At 40.3% G+C, this 12,444-nt stretch carries 12 protein-coding genes; 6 read left to right on the top strand and 6 right to left on the bottom strand.

Annotated features, from left to right (window positions below; all coding sequences use genetic code 11):
• The first annotated feature begins 2 nt into the window (after positions 1-2).
• Complete coding sequence (locus tag QUE09_RS13765; protein ID WP_286233367.1) at positions 3-1,133, top strand: MbnH family di-heme enzyme; 1,131 nt, start codon at positions 3-5, stop codon at positions 1,131-1,133.
• A gap of 74 nt (positions 1,134-1,207) precedes the next feature.
• On the opposite strand, the gene rpoD is transcribed toward QUE09_RS13765, so the two are convergent.
• The 4 genes from rpoD to rpsU form a co-directional block, all read right to left on the bottom strand.
• Positions 1,208-3,070 (bottom strand): RNA polymerase sigma factor RpoD, encoded by a 1,863-nt coding sequence (gene rpoD, locus QUE09_RS13760; protein ID WP_434017207.1) that lies wholly within the window; start codon positions 3,068-3,070, stop codon positions 1,208-1,210.
• Between the two features lie 149 nt (positions 3,071-3,219).
• Complete coding sequence (gene dnaG, locus QUE09_RS13755) at positions 3,220-4,974, bottom strand: DNA primase (RefSeq protein WP_286233365.1); 1,755 nt, start codon at positions 4,972-4,974, stop codon at positions 3,220-3,222.
• 164 nt (positions 4,975-5,138) lie between these two features.
• A complete protein-coding gene (locus QUE09_RS13750; protein ID WP_286233364.1) occupies positions 5,139-5,585 on the bottom strand; it encodes a GatB/YqeY domain-containing protein in 447 nt (148 codons plus the stop codon).
• Positions 5,586-5,616: 31 nt separating this feature from the next.
• Positions 5,617-5,832, bottom strand: a complete 216-nt coding sequence (gene rpsU, locus QUE09_RS13745) for a 30S ribosomal protein S21 (protein ID WP_074500846.1) — start codon at positions 5,830-5,832, stop codon at positions 5,617-5,619.
• A 227-nt stretch (positions 5,833-6,059) separates the two neighbouring features.
• Between rpsU and tsaD the strand changes: the two genes are divergently transcribed.
• Positions 6,060-7,085 (top strand): tRNA (adenosine(37)-N6)-threonylcarbamoyltransferase complex transferase subunit TsaD, encoded by a 1,026-nt coding sequence (gene tsaD, locus QUE09_RS13740; RefSeq protein WP_286233363.1) that lies wholly within the window; start codon positions 6,060-6,062, stop codon positions 7,083-7,085.
• An 8-nt stretch (positions 7,086-7,093) separates the two neighbouring features.
• Here tsaD and plsY read toward each other — a convergent pair whose 3' ends face one another.
• Entirely contained in the window at positions 7,094-7,690 is a 597-nt protein-coding gene (gene plsY, locus QUE09_RS13735) for a glycerol-3-phosphate 1-O-acyltransferase PlsY (RefSeq protein ID WP_434017206.1), read from the bottom strand.
• Positions 7,691-7,813: 123 nt separating this feature from the next.
• Here plsY and folB point away from each other — a divergent pair, with 123 nt between their 5' ends.
• The 4 genes from folB to QUE09_RS13715 all read left to right on the top strand — a co-directional run bounded on the left by folB (position 7,814) and on the right by QUE09_RS13715 (position 10,825).
• A complete protein-coding gene (gene folB / locus QUE09_RS13730; protein ID WP_286233361.1) occupies positions 7,814-8,170 on the top strand; it encodes a dihydroneopterin aldolase in 357 nt (118 codons plus the stop codon).
• Complete coding sequence (gene folK, locus QUE09_RS13725) at positions 8,170-8,682, top strand: 2-amino-4-hydroxy-6-hydroxymethyldihydropteridine diphosphokinase (protein WP_286233359.1); 513 nt, start codon at positions 8,170-8,172, stop codon at positions 8,680-8,682. The genes folB and folK overlap by 1 nt, the downstream gene beginning before the upstream one ends.
• Positions 8,682-9,497: an undecaprenyl-diphosphate phosphatase gene (locus tag QUE09_RS13720; RefSeq protein ID WP_286233357.1), complete on the top strand. Its 816-nt coding sequence runs from the start codon at positions 8,682-8,684 to the stop codon at positions 9,495-9,497. The genes folK and QUE09_RS13720 overlap by 1 nt, the downstream gene beginning before the upstream one ends.
• Positions 9,498-9,667: 170 nt before the next feature.
• Positions 9,668-10,825, top strand: a complete 1,158-nt coding sequence (locus QUE09_RS13715; protein ID WP_286233355.1) for an acyl-CoA dehydrogenase family protein — start codon at positions 9,668-9,670, stop codon at positions 10,823-10,825.
• A 93-nt stretch (positions 10,826-10,918) separates the two neighbouring features.
• Here the strand turns inward: QUE09_RS13715 and QUE09_RS13710 are convergent, their stop codons facing one another.
• Positions 10,919-12,370, bottom strand: coding sequence for a diguanylate cyclase (locus QUE09_RS13710; protein ID WP_286233353.1), 1,452 nt, complete (start codon positions 12,368-12,370; stop codon positions 10,919-10,921).
• Between the last annotated feature and the right edge of the window lie 74 nt (positions 12,371-12,444).

Below are 12,444 nucleotides of genomic sequence, written 5' to 3'. Positions count from 1 at the left end.
CCATGAAAAGTAAATACATAGGTTTATTGTTGTTTTCACTGTTGGCGGTAATAGCCTGCGAAAAGCCAGCAAAGCCTCCGGTTTACCACTGGCCAATCGTTGAAGGCTTTCCTAAACCTCAGGTTCCTGCTGATAATCCAATGAGTGATGCTAAAGTAGCGTTAGGACGGGTGCTATTTTATGACAAGGCATTGTCTTTTAATCAGACACAATCTTGTGCGAGTTGTCATCAACAACAATTTGCGTTCGCTGAACCCTTGCAAACATCTATAGGCTCAACAGGGCAGGAGCACAGACGTAACGCTCTTGCGCTGGTGAATATCGCTTATAATAAAACGCTGACCTGGGCACACGACGGTATTACATCGATAGAACAACAAGTCCTTATTCCAATGTTTGGTGAAGCGCCAATAGAGCTCGGTATTACGCAACATGAAAATGCTGTACTTGTTCGTTTTAAACAAGAAAAATATGCGGCTTTGTTCGATAAAGCTTTTCCAAATGAGGCGATATCATTTAATACGATTTCTAAGGCATTGGCGAGTTTTGTTCGCAGTTTGATTTCATTGAACGCGCCCTTTGATCATTATGCCTATCAAGGCGATGATAATGCTATTTCTGAGGCTGCAATTCGTGGCATGAACTTATTCTTCTCAGAAAAGTTTGAATGTCATCACTGTCACGGTGGTTTTAATTTTACGCAATCAACCACTCATGAACGGCAAATTTTAGATCGTCGTCCTTTCCATAACACAGGGCTTTACTTTGTTGAACGGGACAATGGTTATCCCAAAAAAGATATAGGTCTCGCTGAAGTTTCAGGGCTTTCACGCGACAATGGCCGTTTTAGAGCACCAACGTTAAGAAATATTGAAGTTACCGCGCCGTATATGCATGATGGTAGTATCTCAACGCTAAGTGAAGTATTAGATTTTTATGCCGCTGGCGGTAGAGCATTAGTACAAGGTGAATTTGTTGGCGATGGCAGAGCAAATCCATTAAAAAGCCCTTTTGTACGAGGCTTTGAAATGACAGAGCAAGACAAACAAGATCTCTTGGCTTTTCTTGCGACACTTACCGATGAGGCATTCCTCACAAATCCTGAATTTGGCCCTCCCTCTACAGACCATTAAACAGTCGTTAGATGGGAATTGTAGGCAAAAAAAATCCAGCCAATTGGCTGGATTTTAATATCTCTACTAGTGACTTATTCGCCGTCTAAGAAGCTTTTAAGTTGCTCAGAGCGAGAAGGGTGACGAAGCTTACGCAATGCTTTCGCTTCAATTTGACGAATACGCTCACGCGTTACATCAAACTGCTTACCAACTTCTTCAAGTGTGTGGTCGGTATTCATATCAATACCAAAACGCATACGTAGCACTTTTGCTTCACGGGCTGTTAACCCAGCTAACACTTCATGTGTAGCATCTTTTAGATTTTCAGACGTCGCTGAATCTACAGGTAACTCACCACTACCGTCTTCAATAAAGTCACCTAAGTGGGAATCTTCATCATCGCCGATAGGTGTTTCCATTGAAATTGGTTCTTTCGCTATCTTCAATACCTTACGAATCTTGTCTTCAGGCATAATCATACGTTCAGCTAATTCTTCAGGTGTTGGCTCGCGACCCATTTCTTGAAGCATTTGTCGAGAAATTCGGTTTAGCTTATTAATGGTTTCAATCATGTGTACAGGAATACGAATTGTACGTGCTTGGTCAGCGATTGAACGTGTAATTGCCTGACGTATCCACCATGTTGCATACGTTGAGAATTTATAACCACGACGGTATTCAAACTTGTCTACCGCTTTCATTAAGCCGATATTACCTTCTTGGATAAGATCTAAGAATTGTAGACCGCGGTTGGTGTATTTCTTCGCGATTGAAATTACCAGACGTAAGTTCGCTTCTACCATTTCTTTCTTTGCACGGCGTGCTTTTGCTTCACCGATAGACATACGACGGTTAATGTCTTTTATGCCATGTACGTTTAAGAAGGTTTCTTGCTCTAAGTGACCTAGTTTTTGAATACAACGTTCTACATCTAATTCAACATCGGCAAGTTTATCTGACCATGCTTCGCCAGCAGCTTGTTGTGCTTTGAACCAATCTTTAGATGTTTCATTGCCTGGGAACACTTTGATAAATGTTGCTTTAGGCATACCAGCACCAACAACACAGTGCTTCATGATTAAGCGTTCTTGTACACGCAGTTTATCCATAACTTGGCGCATGTTTTTAACAAGCTTATCGAATACTTTTGGTACAAGACGAAACTCTTTGAATACTTCAGCTAGCTCATCAATTGCCGCAATAGCATCTTTGTGACCACGGCCTTTAGCATCAATAACCTTATTCGCTGCTTCATATTTTTCACGAAGCATGCCGAATTTTTCGCGAGCAAGTTCAGGATCTGGCCCTGTATCTTCTTCCTCTTCGTCGTCATCATCGTCAGATTTATCATCATCTTTTTCAAGATCATTGTCTTCATCATCCAACTCATCTTCAGAAAGCTCTGAACCTATATGAGTTGCTGCTGCTGGAATTTCATCTTCTTCAGCATCAGGATCAAGAAACCCTAAAATGATGTCGCTTAAACGACCTTCTTCTGCTTCAAAGTTATCCCATTGTTCAAGCAAGTAATTGATTGCAGGGGGATACTCAGCAACAGAACGTTGCACTTCTTTAATACCTTCTTCAATACGCTTAGCGATAACAATTTCGCCTTTACGCGTAAGAAGTTCAACCGTACCCATTTCACGCATATACATACGTACAGGGTCAGTTGTTCTACCAATTTCACTCTCAACAGTCGCTAATGCCTGTGCCGCTGCTTCAGCTGCGTCTTCATCAGTATTAGCTTCTGACATCATTAATGTATCGCTGTCAGGGGCATGTTCAAATACTTGAATGCCCATGTCATTAATCATTCTAATGATGTCTTCAACTTGATCTGAATCTATGATGTCTTGAGGAAGATGATCGTTAACCTCGGCAAAAGTTAAGTAACCTTGTTCTTTACCCTTGGTTATTAACTCTTTAAGTCTAGATTGTGGGGCTTGATCCATTGACGAGTGTCCACCTTTTTTGACGATAAAATACGAACAGTAAAGCCGAAAATTTTAGCAAATTGATTGCAAAATTACCAGCGATAAAATCTGTCGGTTTGTACAATTATGTTTTAATTATAGCAAGATTACTGCAGGAAAATGCGCTTTTATGCATTTAACAATATTTGTAACTCTTGCTTCTCTTGGGGCGTCATGCCATCCGTCCTGGCTTTAGCCAGCAAATATTCCGTTCGTTGTTCTACAAATTGATTTAGTAGCTTCTCAATACTATCTAAAAAAACCTGTTCTGCTGCATCATCAACAACGTGATGTTGCCAGCACATTAATTTTGTTAATTGTTCACCTTCAGTGGTACCACGAAAATGCTCAAGTATTTGTGCACTGTTCGCCTCTGGGTTTCGTGAACACAGCATAATTAGCTGGTTAAGCAAGGCTACACCCGGCAATTCCACGCCTGCTAACATGTTGAGATCTGGCAATGCTTTTACTATATGGGGATGCTCAAGCAATATTGCAATAGCCAATCTTACTGGGGTGACTTTTGCGGGCTTCGACGCGGCTTTTTTAGCATTGCTTTTAGTTCTGTTTTGTAATTCTCGTAATCGTTTTTCACTGGTGATGCTAAAACGCGACGCCATTTCTTCTATTAAACTGTTTTTGATGACGCTATCAGGCATTTTATTGAGCAAAGGTTGCAGTTGCTCAACGAGTGCCGCTTTCTCTTCGTGTGTTTGTGCAGGATTGTCCGCCAAAAATTTATCAAAAATAAATTGAGATAAGGGTGATGCGTTAGCCAATACCTTCTCAAATCCTTCTTTACCAAGTTGCCGTACTAGAGAGTCAGGGTCTTCACCGTCGGGAAGAAATACAAATTTTAAGGTGACGCCGTCTTGAATAAGCGGAAGGGCGTTTTCCATTGCTCTCCATGCCGCATCTTTACCTGCTCGATCCCCATCATAACAGCAAATAACCTCTTTCACGGTGCGAAATAGTGTTTGAATTTGTTCTGCTGTAGTCGAGGTTCCTAAAGAGGCAACGGCGTAATTAATGCCGTGTTGTGCTAGGGCTACAACGTCCATATAACCTTCTACTACAACTAATTGTTGCAATTGTTTATATGCTTGTTTCGCTTCAAATAAACCATAGAGTTCTTGTCCTTTATGGTAAATTCGAGTTTCCGGTGAGTTTAAATATTTAGGCGTGCCATCACCTAAGACTCGACCACCAAAGCCAATGACTCTGCCGCGTTTGTCGTGAATAGGAAACATTATACGACCACGAAACCTGTCATATGGTTGGTTGCGATCGCCCTGAATTGCCATTCCTAGATCTATGAGCTGCTGACGTGTTTCCGCAGATTGGCCGAAAACTTTCATCATGCCGTCCCATTGATCACTGATGTAACCAATGCCAAAGTTTTTGGCAATTTGGCCACTTAAACCACGGCCTTTTAAATAATCAATTGCAACTTGTTTATCAGAGGCAACTTTTAATTGTTGCTGAAAAAAGCGACTAATGTTGGCCATTAGTTCATAGTCGTTTTGTTTTTGTTGGTAGGCTTGATGTTGTTGCTTTAGTTGCGCTGGTGTTTGATGCGTTTGTTCGCGTGGCACATCCATTGAGTAGAAACTGGCGAGTTCTTCAACTGCATCTGGAAATTCTAATCGATCAAATTCCATTAAAAATGAGATAGCATTACCGTGCTCACCGCAACCAAAACAGTGGTAAAACTGTTTATCCGGACTTACTGAAAAAGAGGGTGATTTTTCGGTATGAAAAGGGCAGCATGCCTGATAGTTTTTTCCCGCTTTTTTTAACGGCACACGAGCATCAATAATTTCGACTATATCTGCGCGAGCTAATAAGTCGTCGATAAATTGTCTCGGGATCATCCCGGCCATATCGAATGTCCTCGTGTAAAATGTCTAAGCGGCGCCAAGTAAATAAATGGCGACATGTTTGTCAGAAGTTAATACGTTATCTTAAAAAGTAAGTATTTTCACTTACGAAGATAAAAAAACCGCAAATGTTGCCATTTACGGTTTTTACAAAACTTGCGTGATGACTAGTTGTTTAAAGCAGCTCTTACTTGGCCGCTTACTGCGCCTAAGTCAGCCCTACCTTGCATAGCAGGCTTTAGTACTCCCATAACTTTACCCATATCAGCCATTGAGGCTGCACCAGTATCAGTAATGGCTTTTTGAATTAGCGCTGCTATTTCTTCATTACTGAGAGCTTGAGGTAAAAATTCTTCGAGGGTAGCTACTTCTGCTTGCTCAATTTCAGCAAGTTCTGTGCGACCACCATCAGTGTACATTTTGATAGATTCTTTGCGTTGCTTAACCATTTTGGTCAATATCGCAATAATGTTTTCATCAGTAGGTTCTGATTTGTGGTCAATTTCTGCTTGTTTAACAGCAGACAACGCCATGCGAATAACGCCAAGACGATTTTTGTCTTTGGCACGCATAGCGTTTTTCATTTCGGTCTTGAGTTGTTCAAGTAGGCTCATGCTACTTACTCAGATATGCAACTAAGGTAGCTTAGTACATACGAACGCGACGTGCGTTCTCACGAGATAATTTCTTAGCAGCGCGCTTAACAGCAGCGGCTTTCTTACGCTTACGCTCCCAAGTTGGTTTCTCGTATGATTCGCGACGGCGAACTTCTGATAAAATTCCTGCTTTTTCACAAGAACGTTTGAAGCGACGTAGTGCTACGTCAAATGGTTCGTTTTCTCTAACTTTAATTACTGGCATTGTGCCTCTTACCTTAGTTGTATCTCTATAGATTTGACGAAAAGCTTTACGTAATTTAGATTAAAATCACCTTACTTTCGCCCACTCTGTTAAAAAATGGTGCGGTATTCTACTGCCACCAGACATGGAAAGTAAAGGTTAATTTTGCTTTTCTCTGGTGAAATGCGTAATTGCTAGGTAAAATCGCCGCCATAAATTACTCTTTCTTAACAATTAACGTGGTAAATATGCGAATTTTAGGTATTGAAACCTCCTGCGACGAAACTGGTATTGCTATATATGATGATGCAAAAGGTATTTTATCACATCGTTTATATAGTCAGATTAAGGTGCACGCAGATTATGGTGGTGTTGTGCCTGAGCTTGCTTCTCGCGATCATGTAAGAAAAACACTACCACTTATTAGAGAGGTATTTACTGAAGCAGGTTTGACACCGCAAGATATTGACGGTGTTGCTTATACATCTGGACCTGGTTTAATTGGTGCGCTCTTAGTGGGGTGTTCTATAGGACGTAGCTTAGCCTATGGCTGGAATTTACCTGCAGTGCCTGTACATCATATGGAAGGGCATTTATTGGCACCTATGCTAGAAGACGATGTGCCTGATTTTCCATTTGTGGCCTTGCTTGTGTCAGGTGGACATACGCAACTCGTACGTGTAGATGGTATTGGTAAATATGAACTGCTTGGCGAGTCTGTTGATGATGCGGCCGGTGAAGCTTTTGATAAAACAGCAAAGCTCTTAGGGTTAGATTATCCTGGGGGGCCAGTACTGGCGAAAATGGCGGAAAGCGGTAATGCAGGGAGATATAAATTTCCAAGACCAATGACTGATCGTCCGGGATTAGATTTTAGCTTTAGTGGCTTGAAAACCTTTACCGCGAATACGATTCGAAAAGAGCAAGAGGCTAATAATTTTGATGCGCAAACTCGTGCAGATATTGCCTATGCTTTCCAAGAAGCAGTAGTTGATACGTTAGCAATTAAATGTCGACGTGCGCTTGAACAGTGCCAATTAAGTCGCTTAGTTATTGCTGGGGGGGTTAGTGCTAATACTGCATTGCGCGAAAAGTTAGGCAATATAACGCAAAAGCTTGGTGGTAAGGTGTATTATCCTCGACCTGAATTTTGTACCGATAATGGTGCTATGATTGCTTATGCGGGTATGCAACGATTAAAAGCGGGTGTATTTGCAGACTTAACTTTTAAAGCAACTCCTCGTTGGCCGCTTGATACGTTACCTGCTATTTAGTCGATATATTAAAGCATTTTCTTACGACTAATTTTAGGCTCAGTGCCTTTAATGAGTCGTATAATATTTTGTTTGTGTCGAAAAATAATTAGTACAGATAACATTAATACGGGTAACGTGTATAACGGTTTAAGTAACCAAGTATATAACGGTGCTAAGCTAACAGCACATATCGCTGCAAGGCTTGAAAATTTTGTTACTCTGGCAACGCTATACCATGTAAGTATTAATAAACCACCAAGATCTAAGCCTATCGGTAAAAGTGCACCAAATGCCGTTGCAACGGCTTTACCGCCCTTAAATTGAAAAAAGATAGGGTACATGTGTCCTAAACACGAGGCAATTGCAATACTGGCTAAATACAACGGTTCGATGCCTAAAAAGTAACTTGCCCAAACAGGAATAGTGCCTTTTAATACATCAAATATAAGTACCGTTGCCGCCGCTGCTTTTCCACCAATTCTTAGTACATTTGTAGCGCCTGGGTTTTTAGAACCTTGTGTGCGTGGATCGGGAAGCTTGAGTAATTTGCATAATAAAATTGCACTGGACACTGAACCCAAAAGATAGGCAAATACAACCATGACGAGTGTCAAAATTACCATCTGACGCAATTTCCCTGTTAAACAATCTCAAGTATTGCTCATTGTGCCTTTAACAAACTAGTTTTTCTACTCTTGTGCAGGTAAACTCGCCATTTAATTTAGAATAATTAAGTTTTGACTCTAATGGATAAGGTTTTTATTAGTGGCTTGTCGATTCAAACGACGATAGGCTTTTACGAGTGGGAAAAGCAAATTAAGCAAACATTGGTGCTCGATGTAGAAATGGCATGGGATATTCAACCCGCGGCGCAAAATGATGAGTTAGCAAAAACGCTTGATTATGCAGAAATATCTCAAGCGCTTGAATCGTTTGCTAACGAACACCCCGTTGATCTAATTGAAACACTTGCTGAACGTATGACGACATTTTTAATGAATCAGTATCATATTCCGTGGGTGAAGTTACGTATTCATAAGCCTAATGCTGTTTACAATGCTCATTCCGTTGGTGTTGAAATTGAACGAGGGCAATGTAATTAATGGCCAACGTTTATCTCTCGATAGGTAGTAATATCGAACGACAAAAAAACGTTGAAAGCGGTCTAAATGCGCTGGCATCATTGTTTGGAACCTTAACGTTATCATCGCTTTTTGAAAGTGATGCTGTTGGCTTTAGTGGTTCACCTTTTTATAATATGGTTGTTGGCTTTACCACGACAAAACCATTAAATAAACTTACTGAGGTGCTAAGACAAATTGAGTATGCGCATGGGCGAGAGGTTGATGCTAAAAAATATAGCCCAAGAACGCTAGATTTAGATATTCTGCTTTACGATGATCTTGTGTGTGAACAGCCCGCGCAATTACCACGTGATGAAATTTGCTTTAACGCCTTTGTTTTATGGCCGTTAGCTGAGATTGCACCTGATATTAAACACCCCGTTGAACATAAAACGATTGCTGAAATGTGGCAAGCGTTTGATAAATCCACTCAAAAGTTAGAAAAGGTTGCTTTAAACTGGCAACAATCGCAAAAGGACATGACGACATAATGACATTTTTAGAAATTTTTTGGTTAGCGTTAATTCAGGGCCTAACGGAATTTTTACCTATTTCTAGCTCCGCACATTTAATTTTACCGTCTGCTCTTTTGGGTTGGCAGGAGCAAGGCTTGGGATTTGATGTTGCCGTTCATGTTGGTACCTTGCTAGCTGTTGTAATTTATTTTCGTAAAGAAGTAGGCGCGATGACAGTAGCATGGTTTGGTACCTTAGGTGTTGGTCCCGCAAAGCATGATGGTAGTTCGTTTGACGGCAAGTTAGCTTGGTGGATAATACTGGCTTCTATTCCTCTTGGGCTTGTTGGCTTTTTAGGAAGTGATTTCATAGAAACGCATTTACGGTCAGTGGCCGTTATTGCTGCAACAACGCTTATATTTGGTGTATTGCTAGGTTTCGCTGATGTGAAAGCGAAAGAAAATGTGTCGGTTGAAAAGCTTGGTTTTAAAGGTGCTATGTTGATTGGTTTATCGCAAGCATTGGCATTAATTCCTGGTACCTCTCGTTCTGGTATCACTATGACAGCGGGTATGATGCTTGGTTTAAGTAAAGAAAACGCTGCACGCTTTTCATTTTTATTGTCTATTCCAGGTATTATGATGCCAGGTGGCTATTTAACCTATAAGTTTGTGACCAGCCCTGACACTATAGATTGGCAAATTCTAGGCTTAGGTAGTGTGCTTGCCTTTATCTGCGCGTATGCCTGTATTCATTACTTTCTCATTATTGTTGGTAAACTCGGCATGATGCCATTTGTTATCTATCGCTTAGTGCTTGGTGCAGGTTTGTTGTGGTTTATTTTCGTTTAATGCTCGGAAGGTGATATACGGTTAGAAAACGTACCTTGTGTGCGTTTTTTTTACGCAGTAATATTGTGTTTCAGTTAACGTAAACGTTAAATAAACTCGTGTTTAAACGTTTATTTTTGTATAGAATAAAAAGAAATTAAAATTCGCCTAACACTATAGGGGCATAGCACATGAATTTATCATTAACTGAAGAACAAATGATGATACAAGATATGGCAAAGAAATTTGCCGAATCTGAGTTAGCACCTGTTGCCAGTCAATTAGATGAAACACCTGATCAAACACTATTTTTATCAAATTTAGCCAAGCTTTCTGAGTTAGGTTTTATGGGGCTTAATATTAACGCTGAATATGGCGGTGTAGAGGCCGGTACGGTTGCTTTTAGTCTCGCTATTACCGAATTGGCCAAAGCGTGTGCGTCAACGGCGGTAACAACGTCTGTAACCAATATGGTGGCAGAAGTGATTCAAGCGGTAGGAAACGAAGAGCAAAAACACGCATATTTACCTAAATTATGTAGCGGTGAGTATCGCGCAGGTGGTTTTTGTTTAACAGAAAACTCTGCTGGCTCTGATCCTGCGGGTATGAAAACGTCAGCGGTTAAAGATGGCGACGATTTCATAATCAATGGTAGTAAGCTATATATTACTAGCGGTACTTTCGCCGATGTCTTTGTTGTTTGGGCTGTCACAGATCCAAATGCTAAAAAAGGTAAAGGCATTTCTTGTTTTATTGTTGAAGCTAATACGGCAGGCGTAACCATTGGTAAAACAGAAGACAAAATGGGCCAGAAGGCTTCACCAACCAATGAAGTGCATTTTGAAAATTGTCGTGTACCGGCTTCAGCGTTACTCGGTGAAGAAAATAAAGGATTTGGCGTTGCTGTCGGTGAACTTGCAGGTGGTCGAATAGGTATTGGATCACTCGCTTTAGGTATTGGCATCGCGGCGATGGATTATGCACGTGAATATTTGATTGAGCGTAAACAATTTGATCAGCCGCTAGCCAATTTTCAAGGGTTACAATGGAAGCTTGCAGAACGTTATACCGAACTTGAAGCCGCTCGATTGTTATTGATGCAAGCTGCCTATACTAAAGAGCAAGGTTTACCGTTTGGTAAGCAAGCGTCGATGGCTAAATTATTTGCTGCGGAAAAAGCCAATGTTGCCTGTTATGATGCATTACAAATGATGGGTGGTGCAGGTTACATTAAAGAATATCCATTAGAGCGTTATGCGCGCGATGTTCGAGTGACTTCAATTTATGAAGGAACAAGTGAAATTCAGAAGGTCATTATCGCACGTGAATTGCTAAACGAAGTTAAATAACAACGCGATAGATTAAGTAAATAAAAAAAGCGCTTACAGGCGCTTTTTTTACGTTTTATGAGCATACTGGCTCATAGGGTTGAAAGCGCGTGATCACTCAATAATGAATATGCTGTCTTTGCCTAAGCCTTTCGCTTGATACATGGCATTATCTGCAGCGATAAACCATTGGTCTGCGTCTTTATCGTCTCCAAGTGGCGCAATACCAATACTACAAGTAGCGTTTGGTAACGTATCAGTTTGATTGCTTAATAACAAAGCTTGAAATCGTTTTGCAATGATTTTTGCATCTTCAACATCTGTTTCGGGGCAAAGCATAACGAACTCTTCACCGCCCCAGCGGGCAACAATATCTACTGATCTCGCTGATTTAGTTAACAGCGTGGCAAAATTCACCAACACGTCATCCCCTACTTTGTGACCAAAATTATCGTTGATTTTTTTAAAGTCATCGATATCTAAAATCAGTAAACAAGCGCTTTTCTTGTAGCGTTGTTTAAGCTTTATTTGTTGTTTTATTGCTTCTGATAAATGGCTTCTATTATAGAGTTTAGTGAGTGGGTCTCGAATGGCTAATTCTTTTAGCTGTTTGTTTTTTTCGTCTAATTGTTGTCTGGCTAATTCTAATGCGTTGTTTTTTGCTTCTAACATATTTGCATTGTTAACTGAGCGCCAATAACCAAATAATAAGCACACAATTACGGCAGTAAAAGCCATCGCAGACTTAATAGCAACACTATGGTCTTTTTTTGATGTTGTTTGTGAATTATTTAAATATGAGAACACTTCAGCATGTTGTTCTGGGGTTATTTGGTCAATTGCACGATTTAACTCAGGTAATAAATCAACAAGGTTTTTACTTATGCCAATTCTAAGGAGATCTTCAAGTTCTGCGATGCCAACAATACGTAAGTGACGAAGTGCATTATTCTTAATATATTGGTTGGCGGCATGAAACGAGCCAACATAAAAATCAATTGCTTGATTTTCAACTTTGTTTAACCCTTCCGCTTCATTAGCTACCGTAACCAAACGCATTGTCGGGAAGGTTTGTTGTAGGTAATTATGCATTCTATAACCCTCTACAACCGCAACCGTTTGTTCTCTAATACTTGCTAAGTTACCAACGAGTGGCTGATCATAGTGTGCGTAGAGTGCGTTTGGTGCTCGAAATAGCACTTTACTAAAACTAAGAAACTGTTCTCTTTCTTTAGACTTATTGAGCATCGGTAGTAGATCACATTGACCTGTTTTTACGTATTCGATAGTTTGTTGCCAATTATCAGTAGGCACTAACTTAAACCGTAACGTTGAGTTTTGTTCAATAAATGTGAGGTATTGTCTAGATAAGCCAATGTGTTGATTATTCTCGATAGATTCGTAAGGCGCCCAGTTTGGATCAACACAGTAACGGATAACGGTATCGGCCGCTTGTTTTGCAACCAACGTAAAGCTAGCAAAAATGAATATAATATAAAAACTTATAGCAGCAGCGTGTTTCATCATATTTTGTATTATTAGTGTAATAATTACGCCGACAGCCATACAAGCGCTTTGGTTTACTATATCTGCAATTTAAATAAAAAGAAATTTGTTTATTTTTGATAACGTCACATGGT

It is taken from the genome of Thalassotalea sediminis, assembly GCF_030295915.1.
Lineage (GTDB): Bacteria > Pseudomonadota > Gammaproteobacteria > Enterobacterales > Alteromonadaceae > Thalassotalea_C > Thalassotalea_C sediminis.
Note: the sequence above shows the minus strand (reverse complement) of the source record. Positions and strands in the feature narration are given on the sequence as shown.